This window comes from Novosphingobium sp. EMRT-2 (assembly GCF_005145025.1).
Classification (GTDB): domain Bacteria; phylum Pseudomonadota; class Alphaproteobacteria; order Sphingomonadales; family Sphingomonadaceae; genus Novosphingobium.
On sequence record NZ_CP039695.1, the window covers coordinates 413433 to 430771 of the forward strand.

The 17339-nt window shown below is 65.3% G+C and carries 15 protein-coding genes; 9 read left to right on the top strand and 6 right to left on the bottom strand.

Translation table 11 applies throughout. From position 1 onward, the window contains the following. Positions 1 to 68: 68 nt before the first annotated feature. The 3 genes from FA702_RS02165 to FA702_RS02175 are packed head-to-tail and all read left to right on the top strand — an operon-like array spanning position 69 to position 2344. Entirely contained in the window at positions 69 to 1253 is a 1185-nt protein-coding gene (locus tag FA702_RS02165) for a bifunctional 2-C-methyl-D-erythritol 4-phosphate cytidylyltransferase/2-C-methyl-D-erythritol 2,4-cyclodiphosphate synthase (RefSeq protein ID WP_136954823.1), read from the top strand. Positions 1254 to 1264: 11 nt separating this feature from the next. Beyond that, positions 1265 to 1822: a hypothetical protein gene (locus tag FA702_RS02170; RefSeq protein WP_136954824.1), complete on the top strand. Its 558-nt coding sequence runs from the start codon at positions 1265 to 1267 to the stop codon at positions 1820 to 1822. 18 nt (positions 1823 to 1840) lie between these two features. Next, complete coding sequence (locus FA702_RS02175; RefSeq protein ID WP_136954825.1) at positions 1841 to 2344, top strand: CinA family protein; 504 nt, start codon at positions 1841 to 1843, stop codon at positions 2342 to 2344. Here the strand turns inward: FA702_RS02175 and FA702_RS02180 are convergent. Both FA702_RS02180 and lipA read right to left on the bottom strand, forming a co-directional pair. Next, positions 2305 to 2766 carry a type II toxin-antitoxin system RatA family toxin gene (locus FA702_RS02180; RefSeq protein WP_136954826.1) on the bottom strand — a complete coding sequence of 154 codons (462 nt, stop codon included), beginning with the start codon at positions 2764 to 2766 and terminating at the stop codon, positions 2305 to 2307. The two genes, FA702_RS02175 and FA702_RS02180, sit on opposite strands and share 40 nt — an antisense overlap. 6 nt (positions 2767 to 2772) lie before the next feature. Next, entirely contained in the window at positions 2773 to 3717 is a 945-nt protein-coding gene (gene lipA, locus FA702_RS02185) for a lipoyl synthase (RefSeq protein ID WP_136954827.1), read from the bottom strand. Positions 3718 to 3783: 66 nt separating this feature from the next. Between lipA and FA702_RS02190 the strand changes: the two genes are divergently transcribed. Further along, the gene (locus FA702_RS02190; protein WP_125955541.1) at positions 3784 to 4437 is read left to right on the top strand and encodes a carbonic anhydrase; all 654 of its coding nucleotides are present in this window, start codon (positions 3784 to 3786) and stop codon (positions 4435 to 4437) included. Between the two features lie 83 nt (positions 4438 to 4520). Here the strand turns inward: FA702_RS02190 and FA702_RS02195 are convergent, their stop codons facing one another. Then, a complete protein-coding gene (locus FA702_RS02195) occupies positions 4521 to 5864 on the bottom strand; it encodes a lipopolysaccharide assembly protein LapB (RefSeq protein ID WP_255504679.1) in 1344 nt (447 codons plus the stop codon). A gap of 321 nt (positions 5865 to 6185) precedes the next feature. On the opposite strand from FA702_RS02195, the gene gyrA reads away from it, so the two are divergent. Further along, on the top strand, positions 6186 to 8894 hold the full coding sequence (gyrA, locus tag FA702_RS02200; protein WP_136954828.1) for a DNA gyrase subunit A: 2709 nt from the start codon (positions 6186 to 6188) through the stop codon (positions 8892 to 8894). Continuing rightward, positions 8891 to 9238: a DUF952 domain-containing protein gene (locus FA702_RS02205; RefSeq protein ID WP_136954829.1), complete on the top strand. Its 348-nt coding sequence runs from the start codon at positions 8891 to 8893 to the stop codon at positions 9236 to 9238. The genes gyrA and FA702_RS02205 overlap by 4 nt, the downstream gene beginning before the upstream one ends. A gap of 12 nt (positions 9239 to 9250) precedes the next feature. On the opposite strand, the gene FA702_RS02210 is transcribed toward FA702_RS02205, so the two are convergent. Next, on the bottom strand, positions 9251 to 9922 hold the full coding sequence (locus FA702_RS02210; RefSeq protein ID WP_136954830.1) for a lysoplasmalogenase: 672 nt from the start codon (positions 9920 to 9922) through the stop codon (positions 9251 to 9253). Positions 9923 to 9994: 72 nt separating this feature from the next. Between FA702_RS02210 and trmFO the strand changes: the two genes are divergently transcribed. Beyond that, positions 9995 to 11359 carry a methylenetetrahydrofolate--tRNA-(uracil(54)-C(5))-methyltransferase (FADH(2)-oxidizing) TrmFO gene (gene trmFO / locus FA702_RS02215; protein WP_136954831.1) on the top strand — a complete coding sequence of 455 codons (1365 nt, stop codon included), beginning with the start codon at positions 9995 to 9997 and terminating at the stop codon, positions 11357 to 11359. Between the two features lie 401 nt (positions 11360 to 11760). Here the strand turns inward: trmFO and FA702_RS02220 are convergent, their stop codons facing one another. Next, the gene (locus FA702_RS02220) at positions 11761 to 13686 is read right to left on the bottom strand and encodes a 7TM diverse intracellular signaling domain-containing protein (protein WP_136954832.1); all 1926 of its coding nucleotides are present in this window, start codon (positions 13684 to 13686) and stop codon (positions 11761 to 11763) included. Positions 13687 to 13740: 54 nt separating this feature from the next. After that, on the bottom strand, positions 13741 to 14382 hold the full coding sequence (locus FA702_RS02225) for a response regulator transcription factor (RefSeq protein ID WP_136954833.1): 642 nt from the start codon (positions 14380 to 14382) through the stop codon (positions 13741 to 13743). A 135-nt stretch (positions 14383 to 14517) separates the two neighbouring features. Here FA702_RS02225 and FA702_RS02230 point away from each other — a divergent pair, with 135 nt between their 5' ends. Beyond that, positions 14518 to 14985: a DUF3617 family protein gene (locus tag FA702_RS02230; RefSeq protein ID WP_168195977.1), complete on the top strand. Its 468-nt coding sequence runs from the start codon at positions 14518 to 14520 to the stop codon at positions 14983 to 14985. Positions 14986 to 15138: 153 nt separating this feature from the next. After that, positions 15139 to 17322 carry a YadA-like family protein gene (locus tag FA702_RS02235; protein ID WP_136954835.1) on the top strand — a complete coding sequence of 728 codons (2184 nt, stop codon included), beginning with the start codon at positions 15139 to 15141 and terminating at the stop codon, positions 17320 to 17322. Positions 17323 to 17339 lie beyond the last annotated feature (17 nt).

Consider the following 17339-nt stretch of genomic DNA (forward strand, 5'->3'; position numbering starts at 1 on the left):
TGCCTAAAAAACAGGCAGCGCTTAGTCCATTGCGGGGCGCACGGCAAGGCTGATAGAGGCGCGCCCGCATGAACCACACGTTTCCCGATCCGGCCGGCAAGCGAGTCGCGGCCGTTGTCGTCGCGGCTGGCCAAGGTCTGCGCGCCGGTGGCTCTGTCCCCAAGCAGTTCGCCCAGTGGCGCGGCGCACCGCTTGTCCGCCATTCGGTGAAGCGGATGGCGGACGCAGGCATCGCTCCCATCGTCGTCGCCATTCCGGAGAACTGGCGCGCAACCGCCGAGGAGTCGCTCGCCGGGATTTCCGATGTCCGCCTTGTGGCGGGTGGCGCCACACGCCAGCTTTCGGTGCGCGCCGCGCTGGAAGCGCTCGAAGCCGACGCCCCCGACCTGGTGCTGATCCACGATGCAGCCCGCCCCGATCTGCCGGAAAGCGTGATCGCGGCGCTGGTGGAAGCGCTGACCCGGCACGAAGCGGCCATTCCGGTCCTTCCTGTCGTCGACAGCCTCGTGCGCGGCGGAGACGGCATGATGCTGGAACCGGCGCGGCGCGAAGGGCTTTACAGAGTGCAGACGCCCCAGGCGTTCCGCTATCCGGTGATCCTAGCCGCGCACCGTGCCTGGCAGGGGGAAGCCGAAGCGGGTGATGACGCGCAGGTCGCCGTCGCCACCGGGCACGCCGTCGCGCTGGTTCAGGGTGAGGAAAGGCTGCGCAAGGTCACATTCGCCAGTGACCTTCAGGAGAGCGACCTTCAGGAGAATGCGGTGACGATTCCCATCCCCCGTACCGGATCGGGCTTCGACGTCCACCGCCTCGTCCCCGGCGAGGAACTGTGGCTATGCGGACTGCGCATCGAACACACGCATGGACTATCTGGGCACAGCGATGCCGACGTGGCGATCCATGCGCTGGTCGATGCGCTGCTCGGCAGCATCGCCGCCGGCGACATCGGCGACCATTTTCCGCCGTCCGATGCCCGCTGGAAAGGCGCTTCTTCCGACCGGTTCCTGGCGCACGCGGCGGAGCTTGTCGCGCAATCCGGCCATGCCATCGCGCATGTTGACGTCACGATCATCTGCGAGGCGCCCAAAATCGGCCCGCACAAGGCGACGATGCGCGCAAGGCTGGCGGAGATTCTTGCAATTGACATTGGCCGGGTGAGCGTGAAGGCCACGACCACCGAACGGCTTGGCATGACCGGACGGGGTGAAGGCATCGCCGCACAAGCCGTCGCCACCGTCGTTCCGGTCCAGTGAAAGGAAACGCCATGCGTCCTGTCAGTTCTTCCACCAGAATCGCCGCGACGCTGGTCGCGGGTGCCGCGCTTGTTCTCCAGTCGCAGGCCGCTCTGGCGCAGAATTGCCTGACCGAACGGGAAGTGACGGGCCTTGTCACGTTCGCGCTGCCGACCGTAATGAACAGCGCGATCACCACCTGCCAGCCGCAGCTTTCCCCCAACGGCTATTTCGCCACGCAGGGCCGGTCGCTGGTTGCCCGTTATGCGGCGGGCAAGGCCGCCGCCTGGCCCACGGCCAAGGCTGCCCTGTTCAAGCTGGGCGGGGACAAGGGCGATGCCCAGACGCGCGATCTTCTTGCCAAGATGCCTGACGAAGCGCTCCAGCCTTTCGCGGAGGGCATGGTCGGGCAGATGGTGGGCAGCGGGATCAAACCCGACCAGTGCGTCGCCATCGAACGCGGCGCGCGCCTGCTGGCGCCGCTGCCGCCGGAAAACACCGCCGAACTGATCACCTTCATCATCTCCGTCGCGGACAAGCCCAAGCCCGGCAAGACCCCCAAGCTGTCGATCTGCCCCGCGCAGAATTGACGCCGAAAGCCCGATTTCATGGACAACCTGCTTCCCGCCGACATTGCCGACCTGGCACGCCGCGTGATCGAGACCAACCTTGCCGCCGGCCGCACGGTGGCCGTGGCCGAAAGCTGCACCGGCGGGCTGGTCGCTGCCGCGCTGACCGAGATCGCCGGCAGCTCGGCCGTGCTCGATCGCGGTTTCGTGACCTATTCCAACGAGGCCAAGAACGAAATGCTGGGCGTGGCCATGGATGTGATCGACACGTTCGGCGCGGTCTCGGTAGCCGTGGCCTGGTCGATGGCGCAGGGCGCGCTCAAGCATTCGGGCGCCGACGTGGCGGTGGCGATCACCGGCGTTGCCGGTCCGGACGGAGGATCGCCGCAGAAGCCGGTGGGGACGGTCGTGTTCGCCAAGGCCGAACGCGGCGAGGACCCGGAAGCGGTCAACGCCGAGATGAAGTTCTTCGAGGACGCGAAGACGCGCGCGGACGTGCGCCGTCAGGCAACGCTGGTCGCGCTGGACCTGCTGCTGCCGTAGAGCTTTTCGGCCCGCGTCTCGAACGCGGCCACCATCTTGCGGAAGGCGCTGTCGAGGTACTGCCCGGCGAGCTTTTCGAAAATGACGTTGCGGAACGCGAAGTCGACCTGAAAATCGACGATGCAGCCGCCTTCCCCGTCAGGCGCGAAGGCCCAGTCGTTCTCCAGCTTGCGCAACGGCCCGTCGAGATATTCGACGACGATCCCTTGCGGACGGTCGAACCGCACGCGCGAGGTGAACTTCTCCTTCAGCGCGCTGAAGCCGACCAGCATGTCCGCGATCATTTCCGATTCGTCTTCGGAGCGGATGCGCGTGGCGACGACCCAGGGCAGAAATTCCGGATAGCGGCGCACGTCCGCCACCAGATCGAACATCTGTTCGGGCGACCAGGGCAGGCGCCGCTTCTCGGCGATATGCGGCACGCCCGATCAGCCCTGCGCTGCGGCCTTCTGCGCGGCCTTGGCCAATTGCGCCTCACGGGTGGCGCGCATTTCGCGGAAATCGTCACCGGCGTGATAGCTGGACCGGGTCAGCGGACTGGCGGCGACCTGCAGGAAGCCCTTGGCCCGCGCGATCGCGCCATAGGCCTCGAATGCCTTGGGCGTCACGAACTCGGCCACGCTGGCATGGCGGGGAGTGGGCTGGAGGTATTGCCCCATCGTCAGGAAGTCGATCTGCGCCGAACGCATGTCGTCCATCACCTGATGGACCTCGAGGCGCTCCTCGCCCAGCCCCAGCATGATGCCGGACTTGGTGAAGATGCGCGGATCGAGCCGCTTCACGTGCTCCAGCAGACGCAGCGAAGCGTAATAACGAGCGCCGGGCCGGATCGTGGGATAGAGCCGGGGCACGGTTTCAAGGTTGTGGTTGTACACGTCCGGCCCGGCCGCGACGATCGATTCCACCGCGCTTTCCATCTTGTTGCGGAAATCGGGCGTCAGGATTTCGATGGTCGTCTTTGGTGTGGCGCGACGCAGTGCCTCGATCACCTTGACGAACTGCGAAGCGCCGCCATCGGGCAGATCGTCGCGATCGACCGAGGTGATGACGATATGTTCCAGCCCCATCTTCGCGGCCGCTTCGGCCACGTGCTCCGGCTCAAGCGGATCGACGGCGCGGGGCATGCCGGTCTTGACGTTGCAGAACGCGCAGGCGCGCGTGCAGACGTCGCCCAGGATCATCACGGTCGCGTGCTTCTTGGTCCAGCATTCGCCGATGTTCGGGCAGGCCGCTTCCTCGCAAACGGTGTTCAGCCGAAGGTCGCGCATCAGCTGGCGCGTTTCGCCGTAACCGCGGCTGGTCGGCGCTTTCACGCGGATCCAGTCCGGCTTGCGCTGGCGTTCCGGGCGAGGCGATGAGGCTAGATCGTTCATGGCGTCCAGATAGGCGCATCTTCGGGCACTTGAAAGTGGCAATCGACCCGCGCATTAGCCTTCGTCATGTCAGACGATTCATCGCCAGAGCTGGACAAGCTCATCGCCGGCTATCGCCGTTTCCGTGACCATGGATGGACGCCTCGCCTCGAACGCTGGCAGCAGCTGAGCGAAGGGCAGGAGCCGCGCGTGATGATCATCGCCTGCTCCGACAGCCGCGTCGATCCCGCGCAGATCTTCGATACGGACCCCGGCGAGATGTTCGTGGTGCGCAACGTGGCGGCGATGGTGCCGCCGTTCGAAACTTCCCCGGGCCATCACGGCGTGTCCGCCGCGCTGGAATTCGCGGTGCAGGTACTGAAGGTAAAGGAAGTCGTGGTCATGGGCCACGGCATGTGCGGCGGCTGCAAGGCCGCGCTGACGCAGGAACTGCGCGGAACAGAACCGGGCGAAGGCGGCTTCATCGCCGACTGGATCGCCCTGCTGGACGAGGCGCGCGAGCCCGTGGCCGAGGCGCACGGCACGACCGGGCGCACGGCCGAGCGTGCGATGGAGCAGGCCGGCGTCAAGGCCAGCCTCAAGAATCTGCGCACCTTCCCGTGCATCCAGCGCAAGGAGGCCAGGGGCGAACTCATCCTGCGCGGCGCCTTCTTCGCGATTTCAGACGGCGTTCTTCACCTGCTGGATGAAGCCAGCGGCGATTTCCATCCCGTCGGGTAAACCCCTGTCCGGGTGAAGGACGCAAAAAAGGGGGCGACCACCGCAGTGGCCGCCCCCTTTTTTCATACACCTGGCGCCAGCGGTTACTTGGCGGCCTTGGTGGTCGCGTAAACCGTCCACAGCTTGGCCAGCGGTGCGCGGACGGCACCGGTGATCTGGGCGAAGGTGGCCTTGGCTTCCTCGTACTTGCCTTCATCGCACTGGGCGATGCCCAGGCGGGTCAGCGCGCGATCCTTGTCGATGTTGCCCTTCTGGATCGCCAGCTTGTAGAGATCCTCGGCCTTGGCGGCATCGCCATAGGACAGGTAGGCGTCGGCCGTTGCCAGCGCACCCTTGCCATCGGCGCCGGCGCGGGCATCGCGCTCCAGGCCGGGCAGCGAGGCCTTGTCCGCCGCGATGCGGCCCTTGGCCTGCGAGATCGCATCCGCCACGAACTGGTCGTTCGCGCGCAGCACGCCGGCGGCGACGCCGGCTTCCGCCACCTTCAGAACTTCGCCCGGCAGACGACGCGGGTCAGCGGCCTCGATATATTCGACGTATTCGCGTTCGAGATACTTGGGATCGCTCTGGAACGCCCCCGAACGCATCATCAGGCGGCCCAGATCGAGCGATTCCTGATTGGTGAACGTACCGAATTCGCGGGTCAGCTGGCCGGCGCCCAGCCAGTTGATCGGCGAGGGATCGTTCTCGACCATCATCGTTGACCATTCGATGGCCTGCGGCCCCAGCTTCGCCTTGTAGGCGATCAGGTTGGCGCGCTTGAACCAGTCGGCGGGAACGGTGCCACCGGCAGCCTTGCGCGTGTCAACGGCAAGCTTGAGCGCCTGGAGGCCTTCTGCCGGCTTGCCCTGCTGAACGTAGGCATCCGCCAGAAGTTCGGCCGCCGTGTCCTCGCTGTAGTTCGCCTGCACGACCTTGGTCAGCGCATCGACCGCGACCGGCCAGTCCTTCTGCGTATAGGCGAAGTTGCCCAGATAGAACTGGTACTCGCTGACCTTGTCGGCGGGCACCAGTCCGCTGTCGAGCATGTTCTTGATGCCGCGTTCGCGCATCCCGATGTCGCCCAGCATGCCGCCGAGGTTCACGGCGAACTGGCCTGCCGTCATCCGGTCGGTGGGGTTCTTGATCGCGGCTTCGGCGGCTGCCAGCTGCGCCGGAGCGCCAGCAAGCTGCGTCTTGATATCGGCGTCAGAAGTACCCTTCGCCTTGGCGGCGGCGGCATCGCCCAGAACCTTCTGCAGCGGCCCGGCAACGGCGATGAATTCCTTGGAGAAGGCGCCGCCCTTGGCCGCTTCCTTTTCCTTGGCGATGGCGGCCGTCGCGCCCAGCGTCGCTCCGCCCGCGACAAGGCCGGTCGCCAGCGCGGTCGCCAGCGCCATGCGGGCTGCACCACCCTTGGCAAACTTCCCGAAAGAAACCCGCATCATGCATTCTCCTGTTCGACCCGGAAACCCGAAGGCAAGCGTTCGAGGAATCGCTTCTGCACCCTGCCCCGGCCGGCGTTCATTGACTTGTGGCCGGCTCCGCTAGTGGCGCGGATCCATGACCTTTGCAACCGCTCCGGCGATACCTTTTGCGCAGTGAACCGCGATTGAACGGCGCTTCGTCCCGCAACGCGGTCAACCTGTCGCATGTGTGGAAAACTCCCGCCGTAACGGCCCGAAATTCCCGGCGTTGCTGGCCATTCGCGCCTGTTTGTCCTAGGGCGAAGGTTCAATCCTGACAACTAGAGCGAAATAGCCACCGACGTGAGCGACGACACCACCATCATCGATCCCCCTGCCCCCGCGCCGGAACCCGAATTCCAGCGGATCGACATCGTCGATGAAATGAAGACCAGCTATCTCGATTACGCGATGAGCGTGATCGTCAGCCGCGCGCTGCCCGACGTGCGCGACGGCCTGAAGCCGGTCCACCGCCGCATCCTCTTCGCCAGCCAGGAAGGCGGCTTCGTCGCCGGGCGGCCCTATCGCAAATCGGCCAAGATCGTCGGCGACGTGATGGGCAACTATCACCCGCACGGCGACAGCGCGATCTATGATGCGCTCGCGCGCATGACGCAGAACTGGTCGATGCGACTGCCGCTGATCGACGGCCAGGGCAACTTCGGCTCGATGGACCCCGATCCGCCGGCCTCGATGCGCTATACCGAGGCGCGGCTGGCGCGCGTGGCCAATTCGCTGCTCGACGATCTCGATAAGGATACCGTCGATTTCACCGACAACTACGACGGTTCGCGGCAGGAACCCTCGGTCCTGCCCGCGCGCTTTCCCAACCTGCTGGTCAACGGCGCGGGCGGCATCGCGGTCGGCATGGCCACCAACATTCCCCCGCACAACCTGGGCGAAGTGATCGACGGTTGCCTTGCTTACATGGACAACCCGCTGATCACGATCGACGAACTGATCGAGATCATTCCGGGGCCGGATTTCCCCACCGCGCCGCTGATCCTGGGCGCCGCCGGTGCGCGCAAGGCCTACCACGAAGGCCGTGGCTCGATCATCATGCGCGCCTGCCACAAGATCGAGGAAGGCCGGGGCGACCGGCGCTCGATCGTGCTCACCTCGATCCCCTATCAGGTCGGCAAGTCCGGCCTCGTCGAGAAGATCGCCGAAGCCGCCAAGGACAAGCGGATCGAGGGCATCTCGGACATCCGTGACGAATCCAACCGCGAAGGCGTGCGCGTGGTCATCGACCTCAAGCGCGACGCGACGCCCGAAGTGGTGCTCAACCAGCTCTGGCGCAACACGCCGGCGCAATCGAACTTCCCGGCCAACATGCTGGCGATCCGCGGCGGCCGCCCGGAAATCCTGAGCCTCAAGGACATCATCGAATCCTTCGTGCGGTTCCGCGAGGAAGTGATCACGCGGCGCACCAAGTTCGAACTGAACAAGGCGCGGGACCGAGCGCATATCCTGCTCGGCCTCGTCATCGCGGTCACCAATCTCGATGAAGTCGTGCGGATCATCCGGGGATCGGCCAACCCGGCGCTGGCGCGCGAAACGCTGCTCGCCCGCGAATGGCCGATGGGCGAGATCGCGCCCTATATCCGGCTGGTCGAAGCAATCGAGCATGACGCCAGCATCGGCGGAGAAAGCTATCGCCTGTCCGAAACGCAGGTCCGCGCCATTCTCGACCTGCGCCTCCACCGCCTGACCGCGCTCGGCCGCGACGAGATCGGTGACGAGCTGGAAGTGCTGGCCAAGGCGATCGAGGAGTTCCTCTCGATCCTGGCCGACCGCGTGAAGCTCTATGGCGTGATGCGCCAGGAACTGATCGAGGTCCGCGATGCCTATGCCACGCCGCGCGTCTCGCTGATCGCGCCGGCGGCGGACGGGATCGACGACGAGGACCTGATCGAGCGCGAGGACATGGTCGTCACGATCACGCTCGATGGCTACATCAAGCGCACTCCGCTCTCCACCTTCCGCGCACAGAACCGGGGCGGTAAAGGCCGCTCGGGCATGGCGACGAAGGAAGAGGATGCCGTCGCGAACATGTTCGTCACCAGCACCCACACGCCCGTGCTGTTCTTCTCGACCGCCGGCAAGGTCTATCGCCTGAAAGTGTGGCGCCTGCCCGAAGGCGGGCCGGCCACGCGCGGCCGCCCGGTGGTCAATCTGCTGCCCGCGCTCGACCAGGGCGAGACGATCGCCGCCGTGCTGCCACTGCCGGAGGACGAAGGCGAATGGAGCAAGCTCCACGTCATGTTCGCCACGGCCAAGGGCAACGTGCGCCGCAACGCCATGGACCTTTTCGCCAACATCCCGTCGAACGGGAAGTACGCGATGAAGTTCGAGGAAGAGAGCGAGGACCGCCTGATCGGCGTCGCCCTGCTGTCCGAAGGCGATGATGTGCTGCTGGCGAGCCGGCAGGGCAAGGCCATCCGCTTCCCGGCAGACGACGTGCGCGAATTCCAGAGCCGCACCTCCACTGGCGTGCGCGGCATGACGCTGAAGGAAGGCGACGAGGTCATCTCGCTGTCGATCCTCCACCGCGTCGGCGTGAAGGATCAGGACGAGCGTGAGGACTATCTCCGCTTCGCCCCGTGGAAGGCGGAGAAGGAGGGCGAACCGCAGATGGCCGCCGAGCGCTATGCCGAACTGGCGGAGAAGGAGCAGTTCATCCTCACCGTCTGCGCCAACGGCTATGGCAAGCTATCGTCCGCCTACGAATACCGGCGGACCGGCCGCGGCGGCCAGGGCATCACCAATATCGACAACATCGGCCGCAACGGCCCGGTGGTGGCGAGCTTCCCGGCGGTGCAGGCCGACCAGCTGATGCTCGTTACCGATCAGGCCAAGCTGATCCGCCTGCCGCTCGATTCGCTGCGCGTGATCGGGCGTGGCAGCGCGGGCGTGCGGCTGTTCCACGTCGCCGATGACGAGCACGTCGTCAGCGCGGTGCGTCTGGCCGAGGAAGAAGGCGGCGAAGGCGAGGCGCCGTCCGAGGCATGACCTCTGCCGTCGCCTACAAGGTGCTGACCGCGGCGCAGATGGCCGAACTGGAGCATGCCGGCGTGTTCCGGGGCGCGCCGGTCGATCTGGCCGATGGCTATATCCACCTGTCCACCGAGGCACAGCTTGCCGAAACGATCGACAAGCACTTCGCCGGGCAGGACGATCTGCACATCGTCGCGGTCGATCTGGATGCGCTGGGAGACGCGGTGAAGTGGGAACCTTCGCGCGGCGGTCAACTGTTCCCGCATATTTACGCCGAGCTGCCGCTGGATGCGGCGATCGCCTATGGTCCGCTGCGGTGCCACCCGGATGGCGCGATCGCGCTGCCGGTGGCGGGATAAGGCGCAGGAGCACTACTCCGCGCTGAACTCCCCTTCGCGGCGCAGCGTGGCGATCACGCCGGTGCAGATCAGGAACTGGCCGAAGTAATAGAGCGGCCAGATCAGCAGGTGCGGCAGCGGGCTGGTGGCGAGCGGCCCCATGCGCGCGAAGATCAGCAGGTCCGACGCGACGAACAGCAACGCGCCCGCGCCCACCCGTCCGCGCGGAAAGGCGCTGAGCCACGCCGCCGCCGCCATCCCGCCCAGCGGCAGGGCATAGAGCGCGACCTGCATCGCCATCGCCCGGTCCGCTGGTAGCAGCCAGGCCAGCGCCGGCATGCCGACGACCAGCGCGACCGCCAGCCCTTTGTCTCGCAGGCTCACCGCCCCGCCCCGCCCGTGCCGCAGGTAGAGCGCGATGGCGACGAGGTGGCCCGCGAGGAACGCCGCCGCGCCGGCGGTGAACGCCACTTCCAGCACCACGTCGCCCAGCGCGCCCAGTGCCATGACCAGCGCGATCCGGTGCGCCCCGCGCGATGGGTGGTGCAGCCAGGCATAGACCGCGAGCAGGCCCACGCCCGCGCCCTTCCACGCGATCTGGTACAGCCCCGGCACCGCCCCGCCGGCGATGAACCCATAGCTGATGCCGAAAACCAGGCTGGCGAGCAGCCAGGGCCGCCGCTCGGCCAATGCGCGACCTGTCATACCGTCCTTCCCGCGTGATGGCCGCGCACCTTGGGGTTGTCCGCGCCGCAAGGCAATGCCAATGCGCGAGACATGACGCATCAGGTTCACATCATCGGCGGCGGCATGGCCGGCAGCGAGGCGGCATGGCAGCTCGCCCGGCGCGGCGTGCGCGTGCGCCTTTCGGAAATGCGGGGCGCCAACCTGCCCGGTGGGGGAGACACCACGGCCGCGCACCAGGGCACGGGCCTGGCCGAACTGGTCTGCTCCAACAGCTTCCGCTCGGACGATCACGAAAAGAACGCGGTCGGCCTGCTGCACGAGGAAATGCGCCGCTGCGACAGCCTGCTGATGGCGGCGGCCGAAAAGGCGCGCGTGCCCGCCGGCTCGGCGCTCGCCGTGGACCGTGAGGTGTTCTCGGCGGCAGTCGAACAGGCGCTGGCGGAACTGCCCAACCTGGAGATCGTGCGCGAGCGGGTGGACGTGCTGCCGGCGCAGGGTCCGGTGATCGTCGCCACCGGCCCGCTCACCGCGCCGGCGCTGGCCGAGAGCATCGGCGGCGCGACCGGGGCGGACGCGCTCGCGTTCTTCGATGCCATCGCCCCCATCATCCACCGCGACAGCATCGACATGGACGTGTGCTGGATGGCGAGCCGGTGGGACCGGGGCGAGACCAAGGACTACATCAACTGCCCGATGAACCGCGAGCAATACATCGCGTTCCGGCAGGGCCTGCTCGATGGCGAGAAGACCGCGTTCAAGGAATGGGAAGCGGATACGCCCTATTTCGATGGCTGCATGCCGATCGAGGTAATGGCCGAACGGGGCGAGGACACGCTGCGCTTCGGGCCGATGAAGCCGGTGGGGCTGGACAACCCGCACAGCGCCACGCCCGAATTTCCGCGCGGGCGCTGGCCCTATGCCGTGGTGCAGCTGCGGCAGGACAACAAGCTCGGCACGCTGTGGAACATGGTGGGCTTCCAGACCAAGCTGAAGCACGCCGAACAGGTGCGGCTGTTCCGCACCATTCCCGGCCTGGAGAACGCCGAATTCGCGCGGCTGGGCGGGCTGCACCGCAACACCTTCCTCAATTCGCCCACGCTGCTGGACCGGCAGCTGCGCCTGAAAAGCCGCCCGCACATCCGCTTCGCCGGGCAGATCACCGGCTGCGAAGGCTATGTCGAAAGCGCCTCGGTCGGCCTGCTCGCCGGACTGATGACCGCCCACGAACTCGCCGGCCGCCCCTGGACCCCGCCCCCCCGCACCACCGCGCTCGGCGCGCTGCTCGCCCACATCACCGGCGACGCCGAGGCGGAAAGCTACCAGCCGATGAACGTGAACTTCGGCCTGTTCCCGCCGGTGGACGCCAGCGTGAAGAAGAAAGTGCGCAAGGAGGCGTACACGGCGCGGGCGAAGCGGGACTTGGGGGAGTGGCTGTTGGGGGGGTGTGAGGTTTAATCGAAGGTTGGGGTGCTAGGGCGAGAGCCGACCAGACCCGGTCATTCCTGATTAGAGCAATGAACGTCTGCTTCCGCCAAGAGCAGCCCGGCTGCTTCCGGGGTCCTGACCCTAGGCCGCGGGTTCCTGCACTGGAGGCTTTCGTACGCAAGCGCCCGAAATTCTTCGCAACGCACGCCGTTTCGGGACTCATGCTTTAGCCACTGATCTTATCGGAACCTACCGATTCTATTCTAAAAAACAGTCCAGCATGGCACGCACAAAGAAGAACAGCGACCGTTATGGATTCGGTAATTCCAATTTTCGAGATGGAGCAAGATTTCCGATTGCTGCGTGTGCAGCCAGACTGCGCCGCCGGAGAGCAACAAACACGTTTTGTACGCCGGAGGCGTCTTGCTGTGTCATCTGAATAGCGGGAGCCAGAGCGAAACCTGTGTCCCGTCCTCCTTTGCGTTTACGATGGTTAACTGAGCACCCAGGGCCTTTGCCCTTACCATCATGTTATGGTGACCTTTCCCGCGCGGTCGGGCTACATCAGCACCAAGGGACCGATCAAGACCCGCACCGTTATCAGCGAGAATGATTTCGGCACCGGGTCTCCCTTCACGGAATGACAGCCGCGAGGTGAAGGTAATGACATTGCCCCCGGAATGGGTGAGTGCATTGCTCAGCGCCTCCTGAAGAATGCGCAGGACGTGCAGGGCGTTGGCCGAATCCAGCCATTCGAGGGCAGGCACGTTCTCGACCCGCCAGTCAAATCGCCAGCCCGCAGCGCGCAGCTCCGGCTCCATGCGATAGCGGAAACTGGCCAGCAGCAGGGTGATATCGCCATCGACCTGTTCGAGCGAATCGACCGCGATCCTGAGATCGGTAAGTGAACGCTTTAGCGTGGCGACTGTACGGCGGGATGCATCGCCATGTTCGGCAACAGCAAGTGCGGAGATCAGGTTGGCGCCGACGCTGTCATGCATCTCGCGCATGATCCGCTCGCGCTCCTGTTCTAGCGCCACGGCAACTTCGAGTTCGCGGATCTGCTTCTGATTGCGCTCCAGTTCGGCGCTGGCGACGGCCACCCGCTCTTCGAGGATGACGTTGAGGTTCTCGACCGTGCCCAGTGCATCGATCAGGCGTCGGCCCAGCGCAAAGGCAAAGACCAGGAAGATCATCACGCCCGCATAGGGAAGCAGCGCGAAATGCACGCCCTGCCACGCCTTCATGCCGAGACCGAAATCGTGGATGGCCGAGGCGATGCCCATCGCCGCAGCGGTGAACATCGCGATATTCTCGGGCTTGCGATTCACCAGAGCGGCCCGGCCGAACACGACGAGGATGGCGATCGACAGCGGGATGACGAGCAGGTGGCTGAAGACATCGCCCACGCCCAGGCTGGTCAGCACCAACTGGCTGACGATCGCGGTCGCGGCGATGCCTAGCGACACGATGGTCCACAGCTGCCGGTTGCGGATGTCCAGAAAGCGGGCTGCAAAGCAGTAGAATACGGCCATCATTGCGAAGATGATGTTGATCTGCACATGCCAGTATAGGTCGATCGGAACCGGCGGCGCTTCATAGTAATAGCGCAGGTTGCGGATGAACCACAGACTGCCGAGCAGCGCCAGCCAGCCCAGTGTGGCGTCCTGCCGTCGCCGCAACCACAGCAGGATCGCAAAAAGGGCGAGGATACCTAGCATGGAATTGGAGACGAGCACCCCCTGAAACTGGGTGATGTAGCGCCAGTTGTAGATTTTGCGGATCGCTGTTTCCGGGCCGATTTCCATGCGGCTGACGCCGAGCGTGTAGATCTTTGCGGATTCGAGCCGGATTGCGATTTCATTGCGGCCAGGGCGGATCAAGGCCGCCGGCAGTCCTACCAGTTGCGGCTTGAAGGTCGACACCGGAAGGTCCGCCGGGTCGGCGTAGTTGCGGAAAACCTCCCTCCCGTTGATGAAGAAGCGGAAGCGCTCGCTCATGTAGGCGGCGGTCCAGGCGATCGGGACGGCACTGACCGACGCAGCGCGCGATGAGCCCGGCAAGTCTGTGTCCAGATAAAAGCGCACCCACATTACGCGTGGCTGGGGGTTGCGCGGCGCGGCATAGAGATCGAGCAAGGGCACGCTGGCGCGCTGCCAGCCTTCCGTGGGAGGCTGCTGCGCATCGCTGTAGAGGTAATCGCCTGCCGGCACGGATACGGCGGCTTTGTCTGACAGATGCACCACCGCGCTCGCCGGCTGCGCTGCCTGCACGGCAGGAGGCAGGACGGCGCTGGCGACGATCCAGAAGCCAATGCCCACGAGAAACGCCGACAATCGCGCCAGTAGCCGTGGCATGGCGGTGGCCGAAGGGAATGCGGGCGGCAAGAGAGTCAACGCGGCGATACCGGATCAGTAGAGCGAAATTATGCCACGCGAACTGGCTTCGAACACGGCTTCGGACCGGGATCGTACCTCAAGCTTGCGGTACAGGTTCTTGACGTGGGTGGCGATGGTCTGCGCCGAGAGATGCAGCATGTCGGCGATCTCGCCATAGGAAAAGCCACGGGCCAGCATGTTGAGCACTTCCGTCTCGCGCGGAGTCAGGGCAACCTCGGGTCCGTCGGACGCTGTGGCCGGGGCCAGCTGGCGCAGCAATTGCCGGGCGATGATCGGGCTGATGGGAGAGCCACCAGCGCGCACTTCACGGATTCGTTCGGAACAGCCATCGAGATTTTCGTCCTTGAGCAGGTAGCCGCGCGCGCCTGCCTTGATGCTGTTCAGCACTTTGGCCTGTTCGGCAAATACGGTGATGACGATGATGTCTGCTTCAGGATTGACGGTGCTGCTGGCGCGGATCACATCGATGCCGCTGCCATCGGGAAGGCCAAGGTCGCACAGCAACACGTCATAGCCGCCTGCCGCGATCAGCGGGTGGCTCTGCGCAACATTGGCGGCAGTGCCGACGACGGTCATGTCCTCCAGACCGACAAGACTGTGTTCAATGCGTCCCAAAGTCACAGGATCATCTTCCACAATGGTGATTCGGATCATGCTGTGCCCCTGTTTGCACGAACCTGTGGCTTATAGTGTGGTTTGTCACAAATCACGCTACCCAGTTCGGGTGAGATACACCCTACCGGAACTGTTTTAGCAAACGTCATGCAGCACCCAAAAGAGGCGACAAGCATGACTTTCCGATCCTGCCTGATGGCAACCTGCGTGATGTTGGCGACGGCGTGCGGCTCCGCCCCGGAACCTGAGCAAACCAAGGCGGGCAGCGCGAGTCCCGCCGCGGCAATGGCCGGTGGCACTACGCGGCCAAGCCTGAACCCCGGCCTGTGGCAGACGACATCGGACCGGGCAAAGGTGGCAGGCCCGCAGGAAAGCCGCTGCATCTCGAAGGAAGAGGCCGATCGCACTGTCAACGGCAGCGACGAACAGATCCGCAAGGCGCTTGAGGAACAGGCGGCGAAAGATTCCTGCACGCTGAACGATGTCAGGATCAACGGTTCGACCATAGCCTTCGGCATGACATGCAGCGGCATAAAGATGTCTGTTTCGACCGACTATCGTGGCGACAGTTCGACGACGACCATGACCAGCGGCGCGATGGGAAAGATGACCACCGAAGGCGTGCGCAAGGGCGACTGCTGACCTTCGCGATAGCAGCGACACTGCGCTGATCCTTTCCTGAAACTCGCGGACCCCGGCGCAACGAGCGGGGCCGCTCCGGGCCGACCGCCGCGGGCGGGCTGGCCTTCGCCGGGTCGCGTCCAAACCGAACTTCAATTGATCGAGGATTGTACGATGACACACGAGTCTCTTTTGCGCGGCGCAAGCAAGGCAGCCCTGGTTGCTGCGCTGTCGCTTGGCGCTGCCACCGCCGCCTACGCCGATGCCACGCCACAGTGCAATGATGGCGCCGTTGTGCAAGCGGCTACCGAATGCGGTAGCAGTTCCACCGCGTTGGCGGAGGGCGCAACCGCCGTTGGCGTTGGTGCGATTATCGATCCCAATTCGACGCAGGGCACGGCAGTCGGCTCGTTCTCCGTTATACAGAATCGGCATGGGGTCGCACTGGGCACTGGCACTTTTGCGATGGGCTCGACGCCGGGCAGCGTCGCACTGGGCGCGTTCTCCGTTGCAAGCTCTACCATGGCAGCCGGACCGGTCATCATACAGCCGGCGGCCGGTCCGATCGGCAGCGTATCCGTCGGCTATCTGGCCCGCGCATCGGGCCTCAGCAATGTGGCGCTGGGCGGCGGTGCGCTTGTGGGTGTGCCCGACCTGTTCAACACCTTCCAGAACAGCACGGCGATCGGCGCCTTTGCGCTGGTCAGCGCCAATAATGCCGTCGCGCTGGGCCGTGGTGCCACTGTTGCCGCCGATGGTGGCCTTGCCATCGGCAATGACGTGATTGTCCGTGGCGCAGGGACCACGCTTATCAACAGCAGGGGCACCAATTCCGCGTTGGCGACCGGGCTTAACAGTGCCTTCACCGCGGATCGCAGCGTAACCATCGGGTCAGAAAGCTTCACCGCCAAGGCGAACTCGATTGCCATCGGCGTTTCGGCCGCGGTCAACGCGGGCGATGGAACGGGACAGTTGCCTGTCCGCCTGCCCGAAAATGAGCCGGCCGGGAATGTCGTGATCGGTGCATTGTCCACCTCCAATGGCGACAACAATCTCGTGCTCGGCAATTATGCCGCTGCATCTGGCCGCTATGACGCTGCCGGGAACACGCTCCCGATCGTGAACTATGCAACGGCGGTCGGCACCGGCGCGACTGTCGAGGCCACGCGCGGCACGGCGCTAGGGCATGGCGCGCTGGTCACTACCGCCAATTCGGTCGCCATTGGGGCCGGTTCGGTGGCCAACGAGGAAGGCACCGTCTCCTTCGGCACCATCGGCAACGAGCGCCGCCTGACGAACGTGTCCGCCGGGCTTGCCGAAACCGATGCCGTCAATCTGGGCCAGCTCAATGCCCTGCAGGCGAATTTCTATATCACCGCCATCGCCGCCCAGCAGCAGATCAACAATGCGCTTTCGCGCACGGATTACATCGCGGTCAACTCGGGCGAAGGGTCGGTCCGGCCCCGCGCAACCGGGCGCAATGCCTTGGCGATCGGATCGGGTGCAGTGGCCGACAGCGACGCCGCAGTGGCCATGGGCGAAGGCGCGCAGGCAACCGAGGGCAAGGCCGTGTCGATCGGCGCGGGCAATGTCGCCGCGGGCAATGGTGCAGTCGCGATCGGCGATCCGAACCTTGCCACGGGAACCGGCGCGGTCGCCATTGGCAAGGACAATACCACGACCGGCGATGGAGCCGTGGCGCTTGGCAATGCTTCCACTGCAAGCGGCGCTGGCGGGGTCGCCATCGGCAACCAGGCCAATGCCGGAGATTCATCCATCGCCATCGGCAACGGTGCCGAGGCAGGCCTGGCGGGCAGCGTGGCGATCGGCAATGGCGCGCAGGCAAGCCGTGAAAACGAGGTGGCGCTGGGCAATTCCAGTTCGACCTACACGTTCGCCGGGCTCGCCCGTGGTGGCGAAGGCCCGCCTGCGCCGCCAAAGTTCACCGAGGTGGATGCGCAGGGGCGCGTTACCAGTTCGTCGGTCGGCCCGCAGGACATCGTCAACCTTCAGGGCCAGCTGGCCACGCTGGCTGCGCAGACGACGGGCATCTCTAACCGGGTCGATGCTCTGGCGGGCCGTGTCGACGGCATCGATTCGCGCACGACCGCTCTCGAACGCCAAGCCCGCCAAGCCAATGGCGGGATCGCCGCCGCCATGGCCATCGGCAACGCGTTCCTGCCCGAAGGGCAAAGCGTCGCCATCTCGTTCAATCTCGCTACCTATCGCGGCGAACAGGGCTTTTCCGGTGCCGTGGTCGCGCGGGTGAACGACCATGTCTGGGTCAGCGGAGGCTTTGCCGGATCGACAATCCGGGGATCGGCGGGCGGGCGCGCCGGGATCACCTTCGGCTGGTAACGGGATGGCCCGGGGCA

Excerpts from the sequence above, each read along its gene's own strand:
- FA702_RS02190 (WP_125955541.1), top strand. The coding sequence starts at position 3,784 with ATGTCAGACGATTCATCGCCAGAGCTGGACAAGCTCATCGCCGGCTAT.
- FA702_RS02230 (WP_168195977.1), top strand. The coding sequence starts at position 14,518 with ATGACTTTCCGATCCTGCCTGATGGCAACCTGCGTGATGTTGGCGACG.
- FA702_RS02195 (WP_255504679.1), bottom strand. The coding sequence starts at position 5,864 with ATGATGCGGGTTTCTTTCGGGAAGTTTGCCAAGGGTGGTGCAGCCCGC.
- FA702_RS02225 (WP_136954833.1), bottom strand. The coding sequence starts at position 14,382 with ATGATCCGAATCACCATTGTGGAAGATGATCCTGTGACTTTGGGACGC.
- FA702_RS02210 (WP_136954830.1), bottom strand. The coding sequence starts at position 9,922 with ATGACAGGTCGCGCATTGGCCGAGCGGCGGCCCTGGCTGCTCGCCAGC.
- FA702_RS02220 (WP_136954832.1), bottom strand. The coding sequence starts at position 13,686 with ATGCCACGGCTACTGGCGCGATTGTCGGCGTTTCTCGTGGGCATTGGC.
- trmFO (WP_136954831.1), top strand. The coding sequence starts at position 9,995 with ATGACGCATCAGGTTCACATCATCGGCGGCGGCATGGCCGGCAGCGAG.
- FA702_RS02235 (WP_136954835.1), top strand. The coding sequence starts at position 15,139 with ATGACACACGAGTCTCTTTTGCGCGGCGCAAGCAAGGCAGCCCTGGTT.
- FA702_RS02205 (WP_136954829.1), top strand. The coding sequence starts at position 8,891 with ATGACCTCTGCCGTCGCCTACAAGGTGCTGACCGCGGCGCAGATGGCC.
- FA702_RS02170 (WP_136954824.1), top strand. The coding sequence starts at position 1,265 with ATGCGTCCTGTCAGTTCTTCCACCAGAATCGCCGCGACGCTGGTCGCG.
- lipA (WP_136954827.1), bottom strand. The coding sequence starts at position 3,717 with ATGAACGATCTAGCCTCATCGCCTCGCCCGGAACGCCAGCGCAAGCCG.
- FA702_RS02165 (WP_136954823.1), top strand. The coding sequence starts at position 69 with ATGAACCACACGTTTCCCGATCCGGCCGGCAAGCGAGTCGCGGCCGTT.
- FA702_RS02175 (WP_136954825.1), top strand. The coding sequence starts at position 1,841 with ATGGACAACCTGCTTCCCGCCGACATTGCCGACCTGGCACGCCGCGTG.